The following is a 25655-nucleotide window of genomic DNA, read 5'->3' as shown; positions in this document are numbered from 1 at the left end:
CCGGGTCAGGCCGGCTCCGGCAGGTCCTCGGTGTACAGCAGCGTCAGATCGTCCGTGCTGGGCTCCGGAAGCTGGGCGACACGGCCCGCGTGCCGCTCCACCATCGCCTCGAAGGTCTGCCGGGCCGTACGGCCGTTGCCGAACGCGGGGCCCTTCGGGAGCACCGTGAAGTACTTCTGCAGCGCCTCGGCTACGCCCGGGCCCAGCCGGTACTCGTGCTCCTCGGCCTGCTGCTCCACGATGCGCAGCAGCTCCTCGGGGCCGTAGTCGCTGAAGGTGATGGTCCGTGAGAAACGGGACGCCACGCCTGGGTTGACCTGGAGGAAGCGCTCCATCTCCGCGGTGTAGCCCGCGACGATCACGACGACCGCGTCCCGGTGGTCCTCCATCAGCTTCACCAGGGTGTCGATGGCCTCCTTGCCGAAGTCCCGGCCCGAGTCCTCCGGAGACAGCGCGTACGCCTCGTCGATGAACAGCACCCCGCCGCGCGCCTTCTCGAACGCCTCCTGGGTGCGGATCGCCGTGGAGCCGATGTGCTCGCCCACCAGGTCGACCCGGGACACCTCCACCAGGTGCCCCTTCTCCAGCACGCCCAGGGAGGCGAGGATCTCGCCGTAGAGACGGGCGACCGTCGTCTTGCCGGTGCCGGGGGAGCCGGTGAAGACCAGATGCCGCTTGACCGAGGCCGCCTTCAGCCCGGCCTCGCGGCGCCGCCGGCCCACCTCGATCATGTCGGTCAGCGCCCGCACCTCGCGCTTGACGCTCTCCAGGCCGACCAGCGCGTCCAGTTCACCGAGGACGTCCTGGGAGGTCCGGGTCGCCTGCTCGGGAAGCGGGACGGTGGCGGCCGCCTCCTCGTCGACGGCGCGCGGTACCGGGACGGAGCCGAGGAGGCCGCCGGGCGACTGGTGCGCGGTCTGCACCACGGGCTCCGGCGCCGAGGGAGGCTGCCGCAGGCCCGCGCTCTCGTCGCTCGTGCAGTCCTCCACGTCCGGGCCCGACCCCGGCCCGTCGGCGCCCCCCTCCGCGAACTCGTAACCCCCGCGCGCGCAGCGCTCGGTGCGGCACCTGCGCAGCGTCGTACGGCAGCCGTCGATCACATGGAAGCCGTAGCCGGCGCTGCCCCGGACCCGGCAGTTCAGGAAGGTGCCGCGGCCGCCCGCCGAGACGTAGAAGCCGGCCTCCGCCGGGGAGTCGACGGTGCAGCGCTCGATCGTCGGGTCGGCGCCCTTGGTGACGATCACCCCGGTCTGTGTGCCGTCCACCGTGCAGTTGTTGAGCGTGCCGCCGCTGCCGTGGTCACGGAACCAGGCGCCCGTCGCGGCGTCCCGGATACGGCAGTCGTCGAGCTGGGCGGTGGCGCCGTCGCTCACGGACACCGCGGTGTTGCGCACCTGGGACAGGTCGCTGTCCACGACGTCGGCGCGCGAGCCCCGGTCGAGGACGAACAACGCGTCCGGCACGTCGTGCACCCGGCAGGAGTCCAGCACCGCGGTGGCGCCGTCGCTGACCCAGACCGCCGGGTAGTCGCCCGTGCTGTCGAAGATCTCGCACTGGTTGGCGTCGACGCGGGTGCCCGGGTCCCACACGGACAGGCCGTTGCGCCCGAACTGACGCACCGTCGTGCGGGTGAGGGTGAGCACCGAGCGCGACCGCAGGTCGACCGCGTTCTCCGGGACGTCGTGGATGCGGCAGTCCGCCAGGGTCAGCACGGCGTCCGTGTCGAGGGTGACCCCGTCGGACGTGGTGCGGTGCACGTCGCAGTCGGTGAGGTGGGCGGTGGCCCGGCCGGTGATCTGCACCCCGGAGCCCCGCACCTCGTAGATCTCGCAACCGACGGCCTCCAGCGCGGAGTTGTCCCCGGTCGCCGTCAGGCCCGAGCCGGAGGCGTGGTGCACCCGGCAGCGGTCCAGGCGGGGATGCCCGCCGCCGCGCACCGCGATGCCGGCCTGGCCGGCCGCCACGACCTCGCACTCCTCGAACACCCCGCCGCCGCCGTCGAGCACGGCGATACCGACGCCGGCCGGATTGTCGACGGTGCAGCGCCGCACCGTGGGCCGGGCGCCGCCACGCACCTCGATCCCGGCCGAGGAGCGGGTGACGATCCGCATGCCGGACAGCTCAGGAGTGCCCTCCTCGACCAGCAGCGCGGGCGCCGCCGCGTCCTGTCCCTCCACATGCAGGTCCAGCACCACCGCCGAGGCGCGCACCGTCAACGGCACGCCGTCCAGGGGCGCGATGCGCACCGAGCCGGGGGAGCCCTCGGGGCCGCGCAGGGTGACCGCCCGCTGCACCACGAGGTTCTCCCGGTAGGTGCCGGGGGCGACGGTGAGGACGTCACCGTCGGCCGCGGCCTCCAGGGCGGCGGCGAGCGACGCGTACTCACCCGTGCGGCGCCGCCACCGCGAAGTGCCGGTGTGCGTCACCTGGACCGTGCCCTGTGCCATGGTGTTGACGTGCCCCCACCTCGTAGTACGCGGGTCTGCCTGCCGAGGACTTCGGCCGGTCCACCGTAGCGTGCGCGCGGACGGTGGGTTGACCAGAGCCGGAAGGCGGTCAGCTGCCGGCGCCGGTCCGGCCCCAGTCGGGCCCGGCCTTGTCCCAGGCGCGGTCCCAACTCAGGTATCTGCCGACGACCATGCGCCAGACGATCAGGCGTCTGGCGGCCTCTATCAGGGCGATCGCGAGCAGCGCGGCGCCGAACCCGGCGATCACGGCGTGCGCCGACGCCGTCGCGGAGTCCAGCGGCGGCGACACGACGCGGCCTTGACGGTCGATCCACAGCGGGAAGCGGGTGCCCGGGTCGGGGCCGGCCAGGTCCACGGTGACCGCGCCCTGGCGCGCGGTGCCGTCCGCGGCGGTCCAGTCGGCGAGGACACGGGCCCGCACCCCGCGTCCCGTGGTGGTCTCCGGGTCCACGTCGAGCCGTGTCCCGTCGAGTTTGCGGACGACGGTCGCCCACACCTGGTGCCGGGACGCGCGCTGCTGCCGCACGGACTCCTGGAGGGAATCCTGGGCGAGGCCGCCGACCACGGAGCCGGCCGTGGGCGCGGCGACGACGATGAACAGCATCGCCAGCAGGGCCACCCAGCCCTCGGCCACGTCGGTCCGGCGGCGCAGCGGATTGTGCCGCCAGCGCCACAGTCCTGTGATCGCCCGCATCGTCGGTCACCCCCCTTCCGGCTCCGTCACGCCCCCGCGCGCTTCACACACATCTCACAGCATGCCCAACGCGCGGCCCCCCGGCGCCGGTTCCCGCGATCCGCCGGACTCGCACAGATCTTCTCAGCCGAGGATCTCGACCGGGTCACCGGCCCGGATCGTGCCCGGGCCCAAGGGAACCAGGTTCTGGCCGAAGATCAGTTTGCCGCCCACGCGCCGGTGTACGGCGAGGGTGTGCAGGGGTTCCTTGCCGCGGTCGCCCGTGCGCTGGTCGGTGGTGGTGACCGCGCAGCGCCCGCACATCTTGGCGACCCGGAAGGCGACCTCCCCGATGGCGAGGCGCGTCCAGTCGTCCTCGGCCCAGGCGGCGGTGCCCGAGACGACGACGTTCGGCCGGAACCGGTTCATGGGCAGCGGTCCCTCGGCGGCGTGGTCCCCGCGGGCGATCAGGGAGTTGAGGGCGTCTAGGGACGCCGTGGTGGTGAGCAGCAGCGGGTAGCCGTCGGCCAGGCTCACCGTCTCGCCGGGCAGCGCGTGGTCCGGGTCGACGGGCCGGCGCGTGGCGGGGGAGTCCAGGTGCACGAGGCGCGCCTCGGTGCCGAGGTAGGTGCTGCACCAGTGGTGCGCGGCGTCGTCCTCGGCGGGGACCGTCTCCACCTTGTCGCCGAAGATCTCCATCGGCACGGTGCCCGTCGCGCGCGGCACGGCCACCGTCAGGGTGTCCATGCCGGGCGCGGACAAGCGGACGCCGCCGCCGGGCATCGGCTCGGCGGCGGCGCGCGCCAGCAGCGGGTGCCGGCGCTGTGTCACGACCTTTCCCCCAGCGTCGATCAGCGCCCAGCGCCGGTCGCCGGCCAGCCCCCAGGGCTCCACGACGGCTTCCCGGAGCTCGATGCTCCGGAACGCCTTGACCGGGTGGACGTGGATCGACTGCAGCTGTGGGTGTCCCATGGGGTCATCGTGCCAGGTGGCACCGACGACCCCGGGACGGATCAGTAGCCGCGGTACTGCTGCTGGTTGTTGTACGGGTCCTGGTACTGCTGCGCGGCGGGCCGGGGAGCCGCGGGGCGCATGGCCTCGTAGCCCATGCCGCCGGGAGCCACCGGGCGAGGCTGCTGCGGAGCCTGCGGTCCGGGGTAGCCCCGCGGGGCGGCCTGCTGCGGGATGTACGCCGCCGGTGCCTGCTGCAGCGGGGCGGGCTGCGGCGTCTGCGGGTAACCGTAGGAGGGCTGGGACGGGCCCGCCGGGAGGGCGGGGAGCGCGGACGGCAGCGCGGGCAGATGACTGGCCGGGCTGTCGTACGCGGCGGGGACCCGGATCGGGGCGATCTGCGGGGTGCCCCGCTCGGCCACGAGCGAGTCGTAGATCGGAGTGTCCGGGAAGGAGGCGGAGTAGTAGCCGCCGCCATACGTGGAGCGGGGGGAGGTCATGGCACATAAGGTAAGCCCACGATGTGCTGGTTGGGGAGACCGATAAGAGGGTTGTTTTACGGTTCCCGAGTGACGCCGGATCCCCAATGCGAGCGAACTTGGCAAAAAGGGACGGCATTCGGCGTTCGGATCAGGTAAAGGCCGAGTTCCGAGGGCGTTACCGGCGGTTGACCTCCGGTCTTGCCCTCCCCCTCTCCAGGGTTCCCGGGTGCGCGGAATAGGTTGTCCCTGGAGAACTCGACGGGCCGCCGGGACACCCCCGGTGCGCGAAGATCACGTGATGGGGGCGGACATGACAATGTCGAAAGGGTCCAATGTTCCGGTGCCGGCCGCGGCTTTGACGGTCGAATTGGGCTGGCACTCGGCGCCGGGCACCCCCGACGTGGACGCCTCGGCCCTGCTGCTGGTCGGCGGAAAGGTCCGCTCCGACGCCGACTTCGTCTTCTACAACCAGCCCGCGCACGCCTCCGGGGCCGTCCGGCACGAGGGCAAGACGAACGCCGGCGGCCGGGTCACCGACCGCCTCGTCGTCGACCTCCCGCGCGTGGAACCCGCCATCGAGACCGTCATCCTCGCCGCGTCCGCCGACGGCGGTGCCTTCGGCCAGGTGCCGGGCCTCTACATCGAGGTCAGGGACGCCGCGCGGGGCACCGTCGTCGCCCGCTTCGACAGCACCGGCGCCACCGTGGAAACGGCCTTCGTCCTCGGCGAGTTCTACCGCCGCCAGGGTGCCTGGAAGTTCCGCGCCGTCGGCCAGGGCTACGACACCGGCCTCGCGGGCCTCGCCACCGACTACGGCATCACCGTCGACGAACCCCAGCAGGCCGCCGCGCCCGCGGCTCCCCTGACCCCGCCGGCCCCGCCCGTCACGATGCCCCCGCCGCCGGTGACCGTGGCCCCGCCCGCCATGCCGCCGGTCCCGCCGCCCGCCCCCCAGGCGCCCCCCGTCAGCCTGAGCAAGGTGACGCTCACCAAGTCGTCCCCGTCCGTCTCCCTGACCAAGCAGGGCGGCACCTCGGGCGCCATGCGCGTCAACCTCAACTGGCAGGTGCGCAAGCAGTTCTCCGGCTGGGCGAGCAAACTGGGCCGCCCGGTCGCCATGCACGACGACCTCGACCTCGACCTGTGCGCCCTGTACGAGCTGTCCGACGGGCGCAAGGGAGTCATCCAGGCACTCGGCAACGCCTACGGAGCGCTGCACCAGCCGCCGTACATCCATCTCGACGGCGACGACCGCACCGGCGCCATGGCCACTGGCGAGAACCTCACGATCAACCTCGACCACAAGCAGGCCTTCCGCCGCATCCTGGTCTTCGTCACCATCTACCAGGGCGCCCGCTCCTTCGCCGACCTGAACGCCACCGTCACCCTCACCCCGCAGCACGGCGCCCCGGTCGACTTCTCCCTCGACGAGTGCACCGTCCCCTCCACGGTGTGCGCCCTCGCCCTGATCACCCGCGACGGCGACGACCTCGTCGTCCAGCGCGAGGCCCGCTACCTGGTCCCCGAACGCGGCGTCAGCCCCCAGCGCACCGTCGACCACGCCTACGGCTGGGGCATGAACTGGACCCCGGGCCGCAAGTAGCCGGCGCGGGCGTCAGCCCTCGTCGGGCACCGCGCCGGGACGTGTGTAGGTGCGGCCCTTCCAGGCCGCGCCGCGCCCCCGGTAGTGCTGGACGGCGGAATCCGCCGTCATCAGCAGATAGAGGAAGGCCGTCACCGGCAGCAGCGGAGCGAGCCACAGCGGCTGCCGGTAATAGCGGAGCATCGGCACGTAGGTCCCTGTCATCACCAGCCACGCCAGGCCGCCCAGGACCGCCGTCACGCCCTCTTCGGTGGCGGCGCCCCAGGCCAGGGCCGCCGGCGGCACCAGATAGACCAGCGCGAGCCCGGCGATCGTCCCGAGCAGCAGCAGGGGCTGGTGCCGCAGCTGCGCGTAGGCGCTGCGCGAGACCATCCGCCACAGGTCGGCCAGCCGCGGATACGGCCGCACACTGTCGACCCGGTCCGCCAGCCCCAGCCAGATCCGGCCCCCGCCGCGCTTGACCGCGCGCGCGAGCGCCACGTCGTCGATCACGGCGCCCCGGATGGCGTCCGGGATCCGCGCCCGGACGGCCGTGTCGGTCCGCAGCAGCACACAGCCGCCCGCCGCCGCGGCCGTCCGCGTTCCCCTCCGGCCGATCCGGCGGAACGGATAGAGCTGGGCGAAGAAGTACACGAACGCCGGCACCACCAGCCGCTCCCACAGGCTGTCCACCCGCAGCCGGGCCATCTGCGAGACGGCGTCGAAGCCGCCCGCGCGGGCCGCCGCCACCAGCTCCCGCAGACTGTCCGGGGCATGGGCGATGTCCGCGTCCGTCAGCAGCAGGTACTCGGGCTCCCGCGCGCGGGCCAGAGCGATGCCATGGCGCACGGCCCAGAGCTTGCCGGTCCAGCCGGCCGGCGGTTCGCCGGGGGAGTCCACGGTCAGCGGCAGGCCACCGTGCTCGCGCGCGAGGCGCCGGGCCAGCTCGCCCGTGCCGTCCCCGCTCCCGTCGTCGACGAGGAAGACCTCCGCGTTCCCCGGATAGTCCTGGGCGAGCAGCGACGGCAGACTCGCGGGCAGCACCACCGCCTCGTCCCGCGCGGGCACGACCACACAGACGGACGGCCACTCACCGGGATCCGTACGCCGCGGGAGCCTGACGTCCGTACGCCAGAAGAAGCCCTGGCACAGCAGCAGCCACAGCCAGGCGGACAGGGAGCCGGCGGCGATCCACGCGAAGGCGCTCACGCGCGCAGTCTGCCCCACGACAGCCGCCCGTAAGGGCCCATCGTCTATCGTGGCCGGGTGAAGATCGCGCTGATGGACTCCGGAATCGGCCTGCTGGCGGCGACGGCCGCCGTACGGCGGCTGCGACCCGACGCGGATCTCGTCCTCTCCCTCGACCCCGACGGCATGCCCTGGGGACCGAGGACCCCCGAGGACCTCACCGGGCGTGCCCTGGCCGTCGCCGAGGCCGCCGCCGCGCACCGCCCCGACGCCCTGATCATCGGCTGCAACACCGCCACCGTGCACGCCCTGCCCACCCTGCGCGCCCGCCTCGAACCCGGCATACCGGTCGTCGGCACCGTCCCGGCGATCAAGCCGGCCGCCGCCGGCGGGGGTCCCGTCGCCATCTGGGCCACCCCCGCCACCACCGGCAGCCCTTACCAGCGCGGGCTGATCAGGGACTTCGCGGCCGGGGTGCCGGTCACCGAGGTCCCCTGCTTCGGACTGGCCGAGGCCGTCGAACACGCGGACGAGACGGCCATCGACGCCGCCGTCGCCGCGGCCGCCGCGCTCACCCCCGAGGACGTCACCACCGTCGTCCTGGGCTGCACCCACTACGAGCTGGTCGCCGAGCGCATCCGCACCGCCGTCCAGCGCCCCGGCTTCCCGCCGCTCGTCCTGCACGGCTCCGCCGGAGCGGTCGCCGCGCAGGCACTGCGCCGGCTCGGCGAGCAGCCCGCCCCGCGGGCCGCCGCCACCGGCACCCTGACCGTGCTGCTCAGCGGTCGCGAGGGCACCCTGCCGGAGGCCGCCCTCACCTACGCGGAAGGCCGTCTGCTCCAGGCGACCAGCCCGGCCGGCTGACCGCCCGCCGCCGCGCGGACCGGCCGGGTCCGCTCTGGGCCGGTCGGAGCAGTCACGCTGTGCAGCGCGGTACCACCGCAGCGGAATCTGAGTAACCTCATAGCCATGAGGGACCACCCCCACGGCAGGAAGCCGCATCCCGATGTCTGGACCGGGCGGGCGACCAACAGGGTCCAGTGGCTGCTCGCGCTCGTCGGCGCCGCCTGCATGGCGCTCGGTATCGAGCTGGCGGTCGACTCCGCGTGGACGGGTGGCCTCGCCCCCCTCGTCATGGCCGTCGTCGGCTGCATCGCGGCCGGACTGCTCGTCCTGTTCGGCACCCTCGCCTTCGTGCACGTCGCGCTGAAGGTCGACCAGGAGTGCCTGGAGGTGCGCTGCGGGCACATCGGCGTGCCCCGCCGCCGCATCCCCCTCTCCCAGGTCGTCGGCGCCGACTTCGTGCCCATGGTCACCCCGCGCCACTGGGGCGGCTGGGGCTACCGATGGCGACCGGAGAAGGGCACCGCCGTCGTCGTACGCCGGGGTGAGGGGCTGGTCCTGCGACTGGGGGACGGGCACTCCTTCACCGTGACCGTGGACGACGCCGAGGACGCCGTCCGGGTCATCGAGGACCGGCTGCGCGCCCGGACGGCGGGCACCGCGCTCTGACCCCGCCGGCTCACGGCACGGGATGACCGTCCCTCGCGCGTGCGGGTGCCTCACGGCTCCGGGAGGATTCGAGCGTCAGGGGCCGTGCCGTCGCCAGCCCCGCCAGCAGCCCCGCGCCCACCGACACCGCCGTGAAGCTGAGCGCGTTGCCGACGGCGGCGATCGCGGCCACGGCCGTCAGTGTCGCGCCCGCCGTGAGGGCGACGGGCGTCGGCCGCCGGGTGCGCCACAGGGCGAACAGCATCCAGCAGAAGGCCGCCGCGAGCAGCAGCAGACCGACGAGCCCCTGCTCCGCTGCCTGCTGCAACGGCGCCGAGTGCGGCCGGGCGTCCGCGAGCACCAGGCCACCGGTCGTCCCGCCGGCCTCCCCGAAGCGGCCAGGACCCACGCCCAGGGCGGGATCGTGGCCGGCCAGTCCCAGGGCCTCGTGCCACAGCTCGACCCGCTGCCGGGTCAGCTGCCCCTCCAGCCAGCCGCCGAGCCCGCCCGGCACCGCCCTGGCCGCGACCGCCCAGGTCAGCCCGGTCACCGCGAGCGCCACCACGGCCAGCCCCGCGATGCCCACGCCCCGGCGCACCTGGGCGGCGGCGAGCGAGCACAGCAGGACGGCCGTACAGAGGATGAAGCCGCTGGTGGAGCCCAGCACGGCCGCCGTCACCGCGATCCCGGCGGCCAGCACGCGCAGGCCGAGGCGCGGCAGCGGTGACCGTGCCGACCAGGCCGCGCAGCAGGCGGCGCCCGCCGAGAGGGTCAGCACGGCGGCCGTGGCCCCGGCGTGGCCCAGCGGGGCGACCAGCTGAGGGCCGGGCGCCAGCTGCGGGACCGCCAGGGTGAGGGTCACCCCGGCCAGCGCGCCGGCGCAGGGTGCGGCGACCGGCAGCAGCGCGCCGCCGATCCGCCCCACCGCGTAGCCGGCCGCGACCGCGAGCACCGCCAGCAGGACGCCCTCGGGGCGCCCGCCGTGGACGGCCGCCGAGATCAGCGACCAGGCGGCGCAGGCCCCCAGCACCACGACGCCCGTCGCGTCAGAAACGTTTCGTCTGTCGCCGTCCTCGTCCGGACCCGTCCCGGACGTCATCCCCGTGGAACCCACCCCGCCCCCTGAACCCGGTCCCCCGACCTGTGACGGACCCCGTCCCACCGGACCTGAACCGGATGCGACCGGGGCTGCGGCATACCGTAACGGCACGCGGCCGGTTTGTGGACGTCTCGTGCACAGGCCATCCGACGCGGGGCCGCCGGAGAGGGCCGGCGGCGGGGGAGAAGGCGCCAGGCCGGTGGGCCGTTCGCCGTCCCGGCCGAACTGTCGGCCGCGCGCCCGGCCGCCGTACACTCCGGGAGTGACCGTCACCGCAACCTCCGTGGACGAGTCGGACCAGCTCAAGCCGCCGATCGCGCCCTCGCCGCGCGCGGCACGGCTCATGCGTCTGGTTCCGGCCCTCACCGCCGCGCTCTCCGGAGTGCTGCTCTACATCAGCTTCCCGCCCCGCACCCTCTGGTGGCTGGCCCTGCCCGCCTTCGCCGGCCTCGGCTGGGTGCTGCGCGGCCGCACCTGGAAGGCGGGACTCGGCCTCGGCTACCTGTTCGGCCTCGGCTTCCTGCTGCCGTTGCTGGTGTGGACCGGTGTGGAGGTGGGCCCGGGGCCGTGGCTCGCGCTCGTGGCCATCGAGGCGGTCTTCGTGGCGCTGGTGGGCGCCGGGATCGCCGCGGTGTCGAAGCTCCCGGGCTCACCGCTCTGGGCGGCGGCCCTGTGGATCGCCGGGGAGGCGGCCCGCGCGCGGGCGCCGTTCAACGGCTTCCCCTGGGGCAAGATCGCGTTCGGCCAGGCCGACGGAGTCTTCCTGCCGCTGGCCGCCGTGGGCGGCACCCCGGTGCTCGGGTTCGCCGTCGTCCTGTGCGGCTTCGGTCTCCACGAGGTCGTACGGCTCGCCGTCGACCACCGGCGCACCCGCGCCGTACGGCGGTCCGCCGCGGCCGTGGCCCTGCTGAGCGTGGCGGTGCCCGTGGTGGGCGCCGTGGCCGCGCGGCCCCTGGTCAGCGACACGGCGGAGGACGGCACCGCCACCGTCGCGGTCATCCAGGGCAACGTGCCCCGCGCCGGACTCGACTTCAACGCCCAGCGCCGGGCCGTCCTCGACCATCACGCGCGGGAGACCGAGCGCCTGGCGGCCGAGGTGAAGGGCGGCAAGGTCCCCCGGCCCGACTTCGTGCTGTGGCCGGAGAACTCCTCCGACATCGACCCCTTCGCCAACGCCGACGCCCGCGCCGTCATCGACACGGCCGCCAAGGCGATCGGCGTGCCCGTCTCGGTCGGCGGCGTCGTCGAGCGGGACGGCAGGCTGCTCAACGAGCAGATCCTGTGGGACCCGGAGAAGGGGCCCGTGGACACCTACGACAAGCGGCAGATCCAGCCCTTCGGCGAGTACCTGCCGCTGCGCTCGCTCGTCGGGGCCATCAACGAGGACTGGACCTCGATGGTCCGCAAGGACTTCAGCCGGGGCCGCGAACCGGGCGTGTTCACCATGGCCGGAACCCAGGTCGGCCTCGTCACCTGCTACGAGGCCGCCTTCGACTGGGCGGTGCGCTCCGAGGTGGAGGACGGCGCCCAGATCATCTCCGTGCCCAGCAACAACGCCACCTTCGACCGCAGCGAGATGACCTACCAGCAGCTCGCCATGTCCCGCGTGCGGGCCGTCGAGCACAGCCGGACCGTCACCGTCCCGGTGACCAGCGGCGTCAGCGCGATCATCATGCCGGACGGGACCATCACCCAGCGGACCGGCATGTTCGTCGCCGACTCCCTCGTCCAGAAGGTGCCGCTGCGCTCCACCGAGACCCCCGCCACCCGGCTCGGCGTCCTGCCCGAGATCGCCCTGGTACTGGTCGCCGCCGGCGGACTGGGCTGGGCGATCGGCTCCGGCCTCCGCACCCGGCGCACCCGCACCGCCTGACCGTCCGCTTCCCCGTTCCGCCCCCGTTGCCGGCACCCCGGAGGCGGGGGCGGCGCCATTAGGGTCGGGGCATGGCTACTCCTGACTTCATCCGGACGATCCGCGCCGCCGCCGGCCACCAGTTGCTGTGGCTCCCCGGCGTCAGCGCCGTCGTGTTCGACGACGAGGGGCGGGTCCTGCTCGGGCAGCGGGCCGACAACCAGCAGTGGACGGTGGTCAACGGCATCCCCGAACCGGGCGAGCAGCCCGCGGCGGCCGCCGTGCGCGAGGTGTACGAGGAGACCGGCGTCCGGTGCGTCACCGAGCGGGTCGTCCTGGTCCGGTCCGGCCAGGAGGTCACCTACCCGAACGGCGACATGTGCCAGTTCATGGACATCACCTTCCGCTGCCGTGCGGTCGGCGGTGCGGCACGGGTGAACGACGACGAGTCCCTGGAGGTGGGCTGGTTCGAGGTGGACGCCCTGCCCCGGATGAAGGAGAGCCAGCTGTTCCGGATCAAGCAAGCCCTGGCCGACGAACCCACGTGGTTCGAACCTATGGAAGCCGAACCTATGGAAGCCGAACCTATGGAATCCGACTGAAGTATGGGTCGTGGCCATATGTGGCCGGGGAGGGGTGCTGCCTAGGGTCGAGCCCATGACCTCGCCCAGCATCCCTCCCGCCCACGGCTCGCCCTCGCCCTCCCCGCTCGACCTCGGCGGGCGCACCGCCCTGGTCACCGGTGCCGCAGGCGGCATCGGGCGCGCCTGCGCGCTCCGGCTCGCGGCCGCGGGGGCCAAGGTCAGAGCGGTCGACCGGGACGCGGCCGGCCTGGACTCGCTCGCCGAGCACGCCCAGGACCTCGGCGGCGCCGTCGAGCCCCATGTCCTCGACCTCACCGACCTCGACGCCGCCGAGCAGGCCGCCGCCGGCACCGACGTCCTGGTGAACAACGCCGGGCTCCAGCTGGTCCGCCCCCTCGAGGAGTTCCCGCCGGACACCTTCCACACCGTGCTCACCGTGATGCTGGAGGCGCCGTTCCGGCTCATCCGCGGAGCCCTGCCCCATATGTACGGGCAGGGGTGGGGCCGGATCGTGAACGTGTCCTCCGTCCACGGGCTGCGCGCCTCCGCGTTCAAGTCGGCCTATGTGGCCGCCAAACACGGGCTGGAGGGCCTGTCCAAGGTCGCGGCCCTGGAGGGCGCCTCCCACGGGGTGACCTCGAACTGTGTGAATCCGGGCTATGTGCGCACCCCCCTGGTCGAGAAGCAGCTCGCCGACCAGGCCCGGGCGCACGGCATCCCCGAGGAACGGGTGCTGGCCGAGGTGATGCTCCAGGACAGCGCGGTCAAGCGGCTCATCGAGCCGGAGGAGGTCGCCGAGGCGGTCGCGTATCTGTGCGCCCCGCAGGCCTCCTTCGTCACCGGGACCTCGCTCGTGCTCGACGGCGGCTGGACCGCGCACTGAGCCGTGGCACGGCGACGCCCCGGACCGGCGGAATCCGGAGTTGTCCACAGGGCTGACGAGGTGACGGTGCGATGAGCAATCCTGTCGGCATGTCCAGCGATCACGTGCAGCCCTCCACCGAGCGTTCCGCCGCCGGAGCGCCCCTGACCGGCGCCGAGACCCCGTATCTCGAACTGCTGGCCAGGGGCGCGTCCGCCGACGCCTACGAGCAGCCGGTGCTGCTCGCCCGCGCCGAGGGCCGCCCCACCGAGCAGATCGTCGCCCTCGAACAGGCCAAGCTGCTCGCGCTGCGCGTGCGCTCGGAGCTGGAGGGCCGGCGCAGACGCGAGGCCGAGCTGTCGGCCCTCTTCGAGACCGCCCACGACCTCGCGGGCCTGCGGGACCTCGACGCCGTCCTCCAGGCCATCGTGCAGCGCGCCCGGTCCCTCCTCGGCACGGACGTCGCCTACCTGAGCCTCAACGACCCGGCCAGGGGCGACACCTACATGCGGGTGACGGAAGGCTCGGTCGCCGCCCGCTTCCAGCAGCTGCGGCTCGGCATGGGGGAGGGCCTCGGCGGACTCGTCGCCCAGACCGCCCGCCCCTACGTCACCGACGACTACTTCAAGGACGACCGGTTCCAGCACACCCTGGCCATCGACGCCGGGGTCCGCGACGAGGGACTGGTCGCCATCCTCGGCGTCCCGCTGACCCTGGGGCACCACGTCATCGGCGTCCTCTTCGCCGCCGACCGGCGCGCCCGGGTCTTCGAACGGGAGCAGATCGCGCTGCTCGGCTCCTTCGCCGCGCTCGCCGCGGCCGCCATCGACACGGCCAACCTGCTCTCCGAGACCCGCTCGGCCCTCGCCGACCTGGAGCGGGCCAACGAGATCATCCGCGACCGCAGCGGAGTCATCGAGCGCGCCTCCGACGTCCACGACCGGCTCGCGCAGCTCGTCCTGCACGGCGGCGGGGTCCACGACGTGGCGGCCGCCGTCTCCGAAGTGCTCGACGGCACCGTCGAGTTCACCGAGGCCACCGCGGTGCCGGCCGCGGCCCTGGAGGCGTCCCGCGCCGAAGGCCACGCCGTCCGGTACCGCGACGACTGGGTCGCGGCCGTCGTGGCCGGTGGCGAACTGCTCGGCGCCCTCGTGCTGCGCGGCCAGCCCGGCCTCGACCCCGTCGACCAGAGCACCCTGGAGCGGGCGGCGACCGTCACCTCGCTGCTGCTCCTCGCCCGGCGCTCCGCCGCCGAGGCCGAGCAGCGCGTCCGGGGCGAACTGCTCGACGACCTGCTCGACGCCCGCGACCGCGACCCGCGCCTGCTGCGCGAGCGCGCCGCCCGGCTGCACGCCGACCTCGACGCCCGGCACGTCGTCCTCGCCGCCCGCCTCGACGCCGTCGCGGCCGACGCCGAACAGGAGGCGGACGCCCGCCGGCGCCTGTGGTCCGCCGCCTCCCACCTCGCCGCGACCCGGCACGGCCTGGCCGCCGCCCGCGACGGCGGCACCGTGCTTCTGCTGCCCCTCACCGGGGACGACACCGCCACCGCGCTCGCCCGCCGCACCGCCCGCCATCTGGGCACGGCCGTCCACGAGGCGGTCACCGTCGGCGCCTCCGCCCCGGTCGAGGACCTGGCCGCCCACCCGGACGCCGTGGCCGCCGGCTACGAGGAGGGCCGCCGCTGCCTGGAGGCCCTGCGGCTGCTCGGCCGCCCCGGGGACGGCGCGGCCGCCGAGGACTTCGGGTTCCTGGGCCTGCTCCTGGCCGGCGACCGCGACGTCGCGGGCTTCGTCGGCCGCACGATCGGACCGGTCGTCGCCTACGACGAACGCCGCGGCACCGACCTCCTGCGCACCCTCGACGCCTACTTCTCCTGCGGGATGAGCCCGGCCCGCACCAAGGACGACCTGCACGTGCATGTGAACACCGTCGCCCAGCGCCTCGAGCGCGTCGGCCGCCTCCTCGGCGACGACTGGCAGAGCCCGGCCCGCGCCCTGGAGATCCAGCTCGCGCTGCGGCTGCACCGCCTCTCCGGACCCGCACAGCGCTGACCCCCGCACCCCCGGCGTTCGGGGTACGGGGGTCGGCCCGACCGGGCGTCGGCCGGGTCAGACGAGGGGCGCGCCGGCCGCCGGGGCCTTGGCGTGCACCTCACCGTCCGAGGGCTCGACGTCGGTGAGATCCCGGTCGCGGGTCTCCTTGGCCACGACGATGGCGACGACCGTCAGCAGCACCGCGGCGATGACGTACAGGGAGATCGGTGTGGAGCTGTCGTACTCCTTCAGCAGCGCGGTGGCGATCAGCGGAGCGGGCGCGCCCGCCGCGACGGAGGCGAACTGGGCGCCGATGGAGGCACCGGAGTAGCGCATCCGGGTCGCGAACATCTCGGAGAAGAACGCGGCCTGCGGCGCGTACATGGCGCCGTGCAGCACGAGGCCCACGGTCACCGCGAGGAGCAGGTTGCCGAAGCCGCCGGTGTCGATGAGGGAGAAGAACGGGAACATCCACAGGCCCACTCCGACCGCGCCGATCAGATAGACGGGACGGCGGCCGAGCCGGTCGGACAGCGCGCCCCAGGCCGGGATGACGGCGAAGTGGATCGCGGAGGCGATCAGCACCGCGTTCAGCGCGGTCTGCTTGGACACGCCGGCCGATGTCGTGGCGTACACGAGGATGAACGCGGTGATGACGTAGTAGCTGATGTTCTCCGCCATGCGCGCGCCCATCGCCACCAGCACGTCCCGCCAGTGATGGCGCATCACGGCGACCAGCGGCATCTTCTCGGCGGTGGCGCTCGCGGAGCTCTTGCGGGCCTCGGCCTGCGCCAGCGCCTGCTTGAACACCGGGGACTCGTCGACAGAGAGACGAATCCACAGACCGACCATCACCAGCACACCGGAGAGCAGGAAGGGCACGCGCCAGCCCCAGCTGCCGAAGGCGCTCTCCGACAGCACCGCCGTCAGCAGCGACAGCACACCGGTCGCCAGCAACTGCCCGGCGGGCGCCCCGGTCTGCGGCCACGACGCCCAGAAGCCGCGCCGGCGCGCGTCCCCGTGCTCCGACACCAGCAGCACCGCACCGCCCCACTCACCGCCCAGCGCGAAGCCCTGCACCAGGCGCAGCGCCGTCAGCAGCACCGGCGCCGCGCTGCCCACACTCGCGTGCGTCGGCAGCAGACCGATCGCGAAGGTCGCCCCGCCCATCATCAGCAGGCTGAGCACCAGCAGCTTCTTGCGGCCCAGCCGGTCGCCGTAGTGCCCGAAGACCAGCGCGCCCAGCGGCCGGGCGGCGAAGCCCACCGCGTAGGTGAGGAAGGACAGGAGGGTGCCCACCAGGGGGTCCTCCTCCGGGAAGAACAGCTTGTTGAAGACGAGAGCGGCGGCCGAACCATAGAGGAAGAAGTCGTACCACTCGATGGTGGTGCCGATGAGGGACGCGGCGACGATGCGCTTGAGGTTGTTCGGGGCGGGCGGAGCAGTCGCGGGCGACGACATCGGCACCACTTCCTGACGTTCGACGGGATGTTTGCGTGTCGCCACACCGTAGGAACGGGCAGATCAGAGGCGTATGTGGTTGGACCCCATAGTTTCGGGTCGAGCTATGCGCGCATTCGCCATATTCATGGCTGCCGCCCGCGACCGGTGGTCGCGGGCGGCAGTCGGTGACGCGTCCGGGTCGTCCGTCGCGTCTATCGCCGCACGACGAACTCTCCGGCCAGCGGGCCGATTCCGACGGAGTACGTGCCCACGGTGTCGCGGCGGACGGTGAACCGCACCGTCACCTCCTCACCGGGACGGACCGTGACATCCTGCCGCTGCTCGGGCTCACCCGCCACCGTCAGGACCGCGGTGTACGTCCCCTTCGCCTCGCCGACGTTCTTCACGCGTGCGGACACCCGTACCGGCGCCCCGGGACGGGCCCGGGACGGCGTCACCGCCAGGTCGTTCGGCGCGAAGCGGGCCTCGGGGCCGGCGACCAGGTCGTGGACGAAGATGTCCGAATGGCGGTTGGTGTCGTCGCCGACCAGATTGGCCGACGTGCTCTCGAAGGCGACGTACCGCCCGTTGCCGCTGAGGGCGGGAAGCGCGGAGGAGCCGTCTCCGCCCGCCTTCTCGGGTCCGTCCGACACCCGGATCGTGGTGCCGCCCTTCCGGTCGCGCACGAACACGTCGACCTGCCCGTTGGCGTCACCGGGGGCGAGGTTGGCCGCGTAGCTGTAGAAGGCCACCTTCGTGCCGTCCGCGCTCAGGGAGGGCGCGAAGGACCACTGGTCGCCGGGGGTGCCGTCGCCGGCGACGTCGACCCGTTCGTTCTTACCCGTGCGCAGGTCGTGGACGAACAGCCGCCAGTCGTTGTCGAAGGCGACCGTGCCGCCGTCGCCGCTGATGCGCGGCGCGGTGTTCGCGCCGTCGGGTCCGTCGACCAGGGTCGTGGTGCCCGTCAGACGGTCGAACACGAAGACGTCGGCGGTCCCGTCGGTGTCACCCGCGACCAGGTTGTCCGCCGTGCTCTGGTAGGCGACGTACCGGCCGTCGGCACTGACGGTCTGCTCCCGCGAGGGGCCGTTGCCCGGTGTGCCGTCGGCCGCTCCGGAGACCCGGACGGTGGTGCCGGTCTTCCGGTCGCGGAGGAACACGTCGGTGGTGTCGTTCGTGTCCCCGGCCACCAGGTTGTCGGCCTCGCTGTTGAAGACCGCGTAGCGCCCGTCGGAGCTGAGCGACGGGGCCGAGCTCAGGCCGTTCGCCTGCGTGCCGTCAAAGGCCACCGACACCCGCTCCGTGACACCGGTCGTCCGGTCGTGCACGAAGGCGTCCGTCTCCCGGTTGGTGTCGCCCGGCACCAGGTTGGTGGCGCCGCTGCTGAACCCGACGTACCGGCCGTCCGCGCTGAGGGTCGGGGTCAGGGAGAAGTCGTCGCCCTGGGTGCCGTCCGAGGCCACCGACACGCGTGCGGTGGTCTGCTTGTCCCGGTCGGCGACGAAGATGTCGAGCGTGCCGTTGGTGTCCCCGGCCACCAGGTTGGAGGCCGGGCTGGCGAACGCGACGACCCGGCCGTCGTCGCTCAGGTCGGCCCACCAGGCGTCACTGTTGGGCTGCTTGCCCTGACTCGTCAGGGACACGCGCTCGGTGGCGGACGGGCGGGGCAGCGCCAGATCGGCGTGCCGCGCGCCGGAACGGCCGTCCACGGTCACGGACAGCGGCCGGGACCGGGAGATGCCGGGGGCGGTCGCCGCCACGCGGCGCTCACCGGCGGGCACGTCGCGGATGGTGTAGCGGCCCTTCCGGTCGGTCACCGCCGACAGGGTGTCCGGTACGTCCTGGATCGTCACGGTGGCGCCCGGCACGGTCGTCCCGGTCGGCCCGTACGTCACCGTCCCGCTGACCGTGGCCCACCGGGTGCGGGGCAGCTCCAGACGGACGTCGGTGTAGCGGTCGGCGCGCACCCGCTGCCGGGTCGTGGTGTCCACGTACCCGAAGCGGGACAGCGCCAGTTCGTGGGTGCCGGGCGCGAGGCGGAGCGAGAAGCGGCCCGAGTCGTCCGTGGTGACCGTGCGGCCGGTGTCGGTGCGTGCGACGGTGACACCCGCCAGCGGCTTGCCGCTGCGTTCGTCGGTGACCGTGCCGCGGACCCCGCTGCGCTGCGCGGCCTCGTTCACCGCCGCGTAGGCGTCGATACGGCCGTGCCCGTAACGGGGGTTGGGCAGCGCGCCGTAGCGGTCGTCGGCGTGGGAGGTGCCGGTGAGGATGGCGAGGGCATCGTCGACGGTCAGGTCCGGCTGGGCCTGGAGCATCAGGGCGACGGTCCCGGAGACGTGCGGGGTCGCCATCGACGTGCCGTCGAGCGTGCCGTAGCCGCCGTCGGGGAGCGCCGACAGGACGTCGACACCGGGGGCGGAGACGTCGGGCACCACATAGGTGTCGGGCCACTCCGCGGGCGGCGCACTCCAGTTGCTCTTGTGGACGACCTCGCCGCAGGAGAAGTCGGCAACGTTGTCGTCGGCGTCGGTCGCGCCGACCGAGACGGACTCGTAGACGTTGCCGGGGCTGGCCGAGCCCTGAAGGCACTCGTTGCCGATGGCGAAGGCCGGGAAGACGCCGGCGCGCGCGATGTTGCGGGCCGGCTCGACGAGTTCGTCGGCGTAGCCGTCGGAGCCGAGGGACATGCTGACCACGTCGGCGGGCTTCCCGGCGGGGGTGCCGTCGGCGGCGTACGGGGCGATCGCCCACTGCATGCCGGCGATGACCTGGGCGAGGCTGCCGCGGCCACCGGGGATGACGAGCCCGCCCATCAGATCGGCGCCGGGTGCCACGCCGATCCTGGTGCCGGAGGCGTCGCCGCCGGCGACGGTGCCGGCCACGTGGGTGCCGTGGTACGCGCTGTCGTGCGGCACGGAACCGGGGACGGGCCGGCCGTCGGCGTCGAACTCGATCCAGCCGCCCGGGTGGGTGGGGTCGCCGGGGTCGGCGCTGGTGACCTTGCCCGCGAGATCGGGGTGGCCGGCGTCGATGCCGGTGTCGAGGACGGCGACGCGGACACCGGCGCCGGTGATCTTCCGGTCGGACTGCACCTTGTCGGCGCCTATCCTGGCCAGGCCCCAGGTGGTCGTTCCGGCCGTGGCACGGGCGACGGCCCTGGCGCCCTTGTCCACGGTCTCACCGGGCGGGGTCTGCAGGGTGAAGTTGGGGATGACCCGCTCGACCGGGGAGAGCGCCGCGAGTTCGCGCAGCGTGTCCGGTGTGGCCTTCACCAGCACCATGTTCTTGAGCCAGAACGTGTTGAGCACCCGGTCGCCCCGGGCCTCGACCAGGTCGGCCACCGGGGCCTGGTCCGTCTTCGTGTCCCGGGCGAGCGCGCGGCGCACTTCCGCGCCGCCGGCGCCCGAGGCGAGCTTCGCGTCGCTCCCGCGCAGGACGACGGCCGCCTCGACGCGTCCGTCGCCGCGCGCTTCGGCGGCGTTCATCCGCTTGAGCACCGTGGGGTCGATCTTCGATCGTGCGGCCGCCGTGACGGACGCGGGGGAAGGTGAGTCCTGCGCCATCGCAGGAGCGGCGGTCAGAGCGGTGGCGCATATGCCGAGCACGGACAACAGCGATCTGTACCGGTGTTGCCCGCGGGGCGGACGGGCCGGGAGCGGCATGGGGCACTCCTTCTGCGACGCGTGTCCGCGTCGTGGGGTCGAGCCGATCACGTGGCTCGAGAACGCTGACATCCGCCGCGAACTCCTGACAAGATCGACCGGCGGCGACTTCCCGTCAGCCGTCAGGAAGACGACAGGTGTCGAGGACAGGAAGCGAGGGCACCCACCGTGCTCGAGTCGATCGGCCTGGACGAGCGGGACGAAGCCGTGTACGACGCCCTGATCCGAAGGACGCGCGCCACCGCCGCCGATCTCGCGTCGGACTGCAACCTCCCTCCACGCGTCACCAGCCGCGCCCTGCGGTCACTGGTCGACCTCGGTCTCGCCTCCACCGCGCAGGGACGTCCCGTCGTCTACGCCGCGCTGCCGCCCGACAGCGCCCTGGAGGCCGTACTGCGTGAGCGGGAGCGGGCGTTGAACGGCGTGCGCTCCCATCTCTCGGGGCTGATGTCCCTGTACCGCGCCGGCAGCCGTTTCGCGCATCCCGGTGAACTCGTGGAGGTCATCTCGGGCCGCGACGAGGTGAACCGGAACTGGGCGCAGGTGCAGCGGGCGTCCCGCACGCAGGTACGGGGCTTCGACTGCCCGCCGTACGCCGCGGCGGCCGGCCACTCCGAACCCAACCCGGTCGAGCTCGAACTGCTCGCCAGAGGCATCAAATACCGTGTGCTGTACGACAGTTCGGTGCTGGAGCTGCCGGGGTGGCTGGAGGACGTGTCGACGGGGATACGCCTGGGGGAGCAGGCCCGCATCGCCACCGGACTGCCGACCAAGCTCGCGATATCCGACGAGCGGATCGCCATGCTCCCTCTCCTGCGCCCCGGTGACAACGCGGTGACCGCCTCGTACGTCATCCACCCGTCGCCTCTGCTCGACGCGCTGGTCGCCCTGTTCGAGGCGATGTGGGAACGGAGCGTGCAGATCAGGCCGTCGGCGCCGCCCACGGCCGAGGACGTCCTCGAGCGGTTGACGGCGGAGGAGGAGAAGCTGCTGACCCTGCTGGCGTCGGGAGCCACCGACAAGTCGGCGGGCCGCGCCCTGGGATGGAGCGAACGCACGGTGCAACGCCACATCACCAGGCTCCTGCGGCGCTTCGGCGCGCAGACCCGCTTCCAGCTGGCCATGGAGGCGACGCGCCGAGGCTGGATCTGACCCGGGCGAACACGTGGCCGCCCCGGCGGATCGGTGGGACGGCGACCGCGGCGTCCCGGCCCGCGCCGGACCCGGCACCGGCGCCACCCACCCGTGGGCCGCGGTCGCCGCCGTGGGCTCCCCCCTCCGCACCCCTGACAACTCACGCTCGCACGCGCCCCGTTCATCAGCGGAAAAACCTCGGCCTGCCGCAGTCGTTGGGAACTGCGTGTCCTTCACCTTTTCAGGCCGGCGGCGGCACGCCCCGCGAACGGCCCACCGCTCGACCAGATCCGTAGCGGCGGTGATCGGTGACGACCCGGCGCTGCGGTCGGCGTACCGGCTGTGCCGTGACCGCACCCGGCGTGAGGACCCGGCGGAGTACGCGCTGATCCAGCTCGTGCCCGCCGCCCTGCGCCCCGCCTGCTGGGCCCTGTGGGCCGCCGCCAACGCCATCGACGACCTCGCCGACGACCGCACGGCCACCGCGGGCGAGCGGGCCGCCCGGACGCGACGGTGGATCGACGCGCTGCAGCGTGAACTGACCGCCGGGACCAGCCCCGACCCCGTCCGTCGTGCCCTGGTCGACACCGCGGCCCGCTGGCGTCTGGACCTGAGCGGGCTGCACGACGCCATGACCGAGGTCGCGGTCGACGCGCACGGCCGCCGCTTCGCCGACTGGAGCGGCTGGCGTGCCTGGGGCCGGGGCAATCTGCTGCCCTGGTTCGAGCAGGTCCGCGACCTCTTCGACCGGGCCGGCGTGCCCGTCGCCCTGCGCCTGGACCGGCAGGAGTCCTACGAGCGGCTCCTCGACGGGATGCGTCTCACCGACATCCTCACCGACCTGTCCGCCGACCTCCCCCAGGGCGACCTCCTGCTGCCCGCCGAAGCCCTCGACCGCTGCCCCGGAGCCGAGGAGGACCTGACCGGTCTGCGCTGGAGCCCGGCCGTCGCCGAGCTGGTCGCCCACCTGACGGAGCTCGGCCGCCGGTGGGTGAGCCAGCCCGCGCTCACCCGCGGGATGCACCCCGGCCCCGCGACGGTCGTCGCCGCCCTGGCCGACCTGCTGCTCGCCCAGCTCGACGCCGTCGACGCCGCCGGCCCCGCCCTGCTGCGCGCCCGGCCCCGGCCCCCGTTCCTCACCACCGCCCGGCTGCTGGCCCCCGCCCGGGCGCGCGCCGCCCTCGCCTGGTCCCTGACCCCCGTGCAGGCGCCGCCCGCACGCCGTGTCGAGCCGCACCTCCCGCCGGTCCCGCCCCGCCCCCTGCGCCGCCCGGCCTTCCGCACCCCGCCACCGCACCCCAGCGGGGAGCGGCCGCCGCGCATCCCGGCCGACCGGATGCCGGAACACGTGGCCGTGATCATGGACGGCAACGGCCGCTGGGCGCAGCGGCACGGCCTGCCCCGGCACGAGGGCCACCGCGCCGGCGCCGCCGCCGTGCGCGACGTCGTCCACGGCGCCCTGGAGATCGGCCTGCGGCATCTGACGCTGTACGCCTTCTCCACCGAGAACTGGAAACGCGACCCCGAGGAGACCGGCGCGATCCTCGACCTGCTGCGCCAGGAGACGCGCGCGTACCCCTTCCAGGACCTCGACGTCCGGATGCGCTGGCACGGCCGCGCCGACAGCCTCCCGCAGGACCTCGTCGACCTGCTCGACATGCGCGAGCGCAGCACACGCGACCGCACCGCACTGACGGTGACGACCTGCGTCAACTACGGCGGCCGGGACGAGATCGCCCGGACCGCCGCCGCCCTCGCGCGGCAGGCGCGCAGCGGCCGCCTCGACCCGGACCTGATCGGTGAGAAGGACTTCGCCGAGCACCTGCCCCGGCCGGACATGCCGGACGTCGACCTGCTGTGGCGCACCGGCAACGAGCAGCGCACCTCCAACTTCCTGCCCTGGCAGACGGCGTACGCCGAACTCCACTTCACGCCCGGCTACTGGCCCGACGTCGACCGGCGCGACCTGTGGCGGGCCATCACCGAGTACACGCGCCGCCAGCGCCGGCACGGCGCCGCCGAACCCGTCCCGCCCGCGCCGGCCACCGCTCCCCGCGACGGCGCCTGACGCACGAAGTGCCTCACGCCCCAGGGCGCGGGCGGACCGTGAGGATCTGCTGCGCCGTGCCCACGGGGCCGTCGACGTCGTGCAGGACGGTGCTGGTCAGCCCCTGCCCGGAGGGGCCGAAGGAGACCGTGGTGTCCAGGCCGGTCCAGCGGCCGTGCGGCTGCCGGTGCAGATGGACGGTCAGATCGACGTTGGGGAACATCCACTCGGCCGGCGGACGCAGGACGGCGATGCCGTTGGCGGTGTCGACCAGCGCGAGATACGAGGCGAGCGGGCTGACGGGCACCCCGGCCACCAGGTCCAGCGGTGTGGACACCCAGGCCGTCGTCCGGCCCGCCCGGGGCGGTGCGACGGGACGGACGTCCAGGGAGGCGATGTAGCCGCCGGACCACAGCTCGGACATCGGCCACCGCTCCAGCGACTCGGGCGGGGTGAGGGGTTCGGCCGTGCCGCCCGCGGCCTCCGAGGTGTCCAGGGCCAACAGGTACCAGGCGCGGGCCCGCAGCACCGGGCGGCCGGCGATCCGCACGACGGCTTCCAGGAGTTCGATGGTGCGCCCGGGACGGACCGTCTCCACCTCGATCTCGCACTCGTCGACGGCGAGCCGGCCCAGGATGTCGTAGCTGACGCGGGCCAGCACGAGACCGTCGTCCGGTGACGCCGCGCGATGCCGGTCGAGGGCGTGCACGACGAGCCCGCCGAGCGGGCTGAAGTGCTGCTCGTCGCGGTGCCAGGCGCCGCCGACATGCGGCGTCGGCTTGTAGCGGCGGTCGTCGATGGCTTCGAAGTAGCTGTCGGGTGTCACAGCGGGTCCACTCCCCAGGGTGCGAGGCTCCGCCGGGGCCGGGCCCGGCAAGCCGGTGTGCGGTCAGGGTAGTTCGCACCCGCCGGGCACCGTCCGGCCGGGTGCGCATATCGGAATCCGCGCTGCCGACCGCCCCATTCGGGAGATTCGCCGACGTTCCCCCGCACTCCGTACCCGGTGTGATGTTCCCCATTGCGCGTCCGGGCGGCGCTCGTGAGTCTCTCGGACAGCGCGCGGCCTGAACCGTCCGAGACCTTCCAGTCACCACCCAGCCCCGTCCGGAGAAACGGTCCGGCGAATTCTTCGAAGAACCGTTATCCGAGGCCCGCCGAGCGATCTCCCAGGTATCGGACACCACCGTCCGGCGTCGAGGACAGGGAAGCATTGATGAGTACAGAGCGCACGAGGGAACTGACGGCCCTGGTCACCGCCGCCCGTGACGGCGACGCGGCGGCCCAGGACGCCCTGGTCGGCGCGTACCTCCCGCTGGTCTACAACGTCGTGGGCAGGGCCCTGAACGGGTCCGTCGACGTCGACGACGTCGTCCAGGAGACCATGCTGCGCGCCCTCGACGCGCTCGACGGGCTGCGTACGCCCGAGAGCTTCCGCTCCTGGCTCGTGGCGATCGCGATGAACCAGGTGCGCGCCCACTGGCACGCCCGGCAGACCGCTCCCGGCGGGGTGGAGGAGGCGCGGGAACTCGCCGACCCGGGCGCCGACTTCGTGGATCTGACCATGGTGCGGCTCCAGCTGTCCGGGCAGCGCCGGGAGACCGCGCGCGCCACGCGCTGGCTGGAGCCCGACGACCGGGGCCTGCTGTCGCTGTGGTGGCTGGAGTGCGCCGGTGAGCTGACCCGGGCCGAAGTGGCCCAGGCGCTGGAGCTGTCGCCGCAGCACACCGCGGTACGGGTGCAGCGGATGAAGGCGCAGCTGGAGGCCGCCCGCGTGGTGGTGCGCGCGCTGGACTCACGCCCCCGGTGCGAGGAGCTGCACGGCCTGCTCGGGTCCTGGGACGGCCACCCCTCGGCGCTGTGGCGCAAGCGAATAGCCCGGCATGCCCGGGGATGTGCCCGTTGTTCCGGACTGTGGAGCGGCCTGATGCCCGCCGAAGGACTCCTCGCCGGACTGGCGTTGGTGGCCGCGGCCCCCGCGCTGCTGGACCGCGTCCGCTCGGCCGCGGACCTGGTCCCGGCCGGCTCGGCCTCCGCGCTCGCCTCCGCCGGCCAGGGCGGGCGCCGGGCCGCGGGCAGCCGGACCGCCGCGCGCGGCGAGGCG

Annotated in this window: 19 protein-coding genes; 10 read left to right on the top strand and 9 right to left on the bottom strand. The window is 73.7% G+C overall.

The features are described 5' to 3' along the window. Positions 1–5: 5 nt before the first annotated feature. The 4 genes from ACFV46_RS08065 to ACFV46_RS08050 all read right to left on the bottom strand — a co-directional run bounded on the left by ACFV46_RS08065 (position 6) and on the right by ACFV46_RS08050 (position 4592). Entirely contained in the window at positions 6–2447 is a 2442-nt protein-coding gene (locus ACFV46_RS08065; RefSeq protein ID WP_385497442.1) for a right-handed parallel beta-helix repeat-containing protein, read from the bottom strand. Positions 2448–2556: 109 nt separating this feature from the next. Continuing rightward, a complete protein-coding gene (locus tag ACFV46_RS08060) occupies positions 2557–3162 on the bottom strand; it encodes a hypothetical protein (RefSeq protein ID WP_376729783.1) in 606 nt (201 codons plus the stop codon). 123 nt (positions 3163–3285) lie between these two features. Then, positions 3286–4113 (bottom strand): MOSC domain-containing protein, encoded by an 828-nt coding sequence (locus tag ACFV46_RS08055; protein ID WP_385497440.1) that lies wholly within the window; start codon positions 4111–4113, stop codon positions 3286–3288. 41 nt (positions 4114–4154) lie between these two features. After that, positions 4155–4592, bottom strand: coding sequence for a DUF6643 family protein (locus tag ACFV46_RS08050; protein ID WP_151782683.1), 438 nt, complete (start codon positions 4590–4592; stop codon positions 4155–4157). 298 nt (positions 4593–4890) lie between these two features. Here ACFV46_RS08050 and ACFV46_RS08045 point away from each other — a divergent pair, with 298 nt between their 5' ends. Further along, entirely contained in the window at positions 4891–6177 is a 1287-nt protein-coding gene (locus ACFV46_RS08045; protein ID WP_385497662.1) for a TerD family protein, read from the top strand. 12 nt (positions 6178–6189) lie between these two features. Here the strand turns inward: ACFV46_RS08045 and ACFV46_RS08040 are convergent, their stop codons facing one another. Beyond that, a complete protein-coding gene (locus ACFV46_RS08040; RefSeq protein ID WP_385497439.1) occupies positions 6190–7383 on the bottom strand; it encodes a glycosyltransferase in 1194 nt (397 codons plus the stop codon). Positions 7384–7422: 39 nt separating this feature from the next. Here ACFV46_RS08040 and ACFV46_RS08035 point away from each other — a divergent pair, with 39 nt between their 5' ends. Further along, positions 7423–8208 carry a glutamate racemase gene (locus ACFV46_RS08035; protein WP_385497438.1) on the top strand — a complete coding sequence of 262 codons (786 nt, stop codon included), beginning with the start codon at positions 7423–7425 and terminating at the stop codon, positions 8206–8208. Positions 8209–8313: 105 nt separating this feature from the next. Next, positions 8314–8856, top strand: a complete 543-nt coding sequence (locus ACFV46_RS08030) for a hypothetical protein (RefSeq protein ID WP_151782680.1) — start codon at positions 8314–8316, stop codon at positions 8854–8856. A gap of 10 nt (positions 8857–8866) precedes the next feature. Here ACFV46_RS08030 and ACFV46_RS08025 read toward each other — a convergent pair whose 3' ends face one another. Next, a complete protein-coding gene (locus ACFV46_RS08025; RefSeq protein WP_385497436.1) occupies positions 8867–9934 on the bottom strand; it encodes an O-antigen ligase family protein in 1068 nt (355 codons plus the stop codon). 262 nt (positions 9935–10196) lie between these two features. Between ACFV46_RS08025 and lnt the strand changes: the two genes are divergently transcribed. The 4 genes from lnt (at position 10197) to ACFV46_RS08005 (ending at position 15286) form a co-directional block, all read left to right on the top strand. Continuing rightward, positions 10197–11807: an apolipoprotein N-acyltransferase gene (gene lnt / locus ACFV46_RS08020; protein WP_385497435.1), complete on the top strand. Its 1611-nt coding sequence runs from the start codon at positions 10197–10199 to the stop codon at positions 11805–11807. A gap of 71 nt (positions 11808–11878) precedes the next feature. Further along, a complete protein-coding gene (locus tag ACFV46_RS08015) occupies positions 11879–12388 on the top strand; it encodes an NUDIX domain-containing protein (protein ID WP_385497434.1) in 510 nt (169 codons plus the stop codon). Positions 12389–12443: 55 nt separating this feature from the next. Further along, positions 12444–13253, top strand: coding sequence for a 3-hydroxybutyrate dehydrogenase (locus tag ACFV46_RS08010; protein WP_361928979.1), 810 nt, complete (start codon positions 12444–12446; stop codon positions 13251–13253). Between the two features lie 89 nt (positions 13254–13342). Then, positions 13343–15286 carry a helix-turn-helix domain-containing protein gene (locus ACFV46_RS08005; protein WP_385497433.1) on the top strand — a complete coding sequence of 648 codons (1944 nt, stop codon included), beginning with the start codon at positions 13343–13345 and terminating at the stop codon, positions 15284–15286. A gap of 57 nt (positions 15287–15343) precedes the next feature. Here the strand turns inward: ACFV46_RS08005 and ACFV46_RS08000 are convergent, their stop codons facing one another. After that, on the bottom strand, positions 15344–16729 hold the full coding sequence (locus tag ACFV46_RS08000) for an MFS transporter (protein ID WP_376729778.1): 1386 nt from the start codon (positions 16727–16729) through the stop codon (positions 15344–15346). Between the two features lie 194 nt (positions 16730–16923). Then, positions 16924–20316 carry a S8 family serine peptidase gene (locus tag ACFV46_RS07995; RefSeq protein ID WP_385497661.1) on the bottom strand — a complete coding sequence of 1131 codons (3393 nt, stop codon included), beginning with the start codon at positions 20314–20316 and terminating at the stop codon, positions 16924–16926. A gap of 225 nt (positions 20317–20541) precedes the next feature. Here ACFV46_RS07995 and ACFV46_RS07990 point away from each other — a divergent pair, with 225 nt between their 5' ends. Then, entirely contained in the window at positions 20542–21525 is a 984-nt protein-coding gene (locus tag ACFV46_RS07990) for a helix-turn-helix domain-containing protein (RefSeq protein WP_376729776.1), read from the top strand. Positions 21526–21808: 283 nt separating this feature from the next. Further along, the gene (gene uppS / locus ACFV46_RS07985) at positions 21809–23575 is read left to right on the top strand and encodes a polyprenyl diphosphate synthase (protein WP_385497432.1); all 1767 of its coding nucleotides are present in this window, start codon (positions 21809–21811) and stop codon (positions 23573–23575) included. A gap of 13 nt (positions 23576–23588) precedes the next feature. Here the strand turns inward: uppS and ACFV46_RS07980 are convergent, their stop codons facing one another. Next, positions 23589–24380 (bottom strand): thioesterase family protein, encoded by a 792-nt coding sequence (locus ACFV46_RS07980; RefSeq protein WP_385497430.1) that lies wholly within the window; start codon positions 24378–24380, stop codon positions 23589–23591. Between the two features lie 387 nt (positions 24381–24767). Between ACFV46_RS07980 and ACFV46_RS07975 the strand changes: the two genes are divergently transcribed. After that, a partial coding sequence (locus ACFV46_RS07975) for an RNA polymerase sigma factor (protein ID WP_385497428.1) occupies positions 24768–25655 on the top strand: 888 nt, incomplete at its 3' end.

Source organism: Streptomyces sp. NPDC059852, from assembly GCF_042731455.1.
Lineage (GTDB): Bacteria > Actinomycetota > Actinomycetes > Streptomycetales > Streptomycetaceae > Streptomyces.
This window is presented reverse-complemented; position numbering and strand designations above follow the sequence as displayed.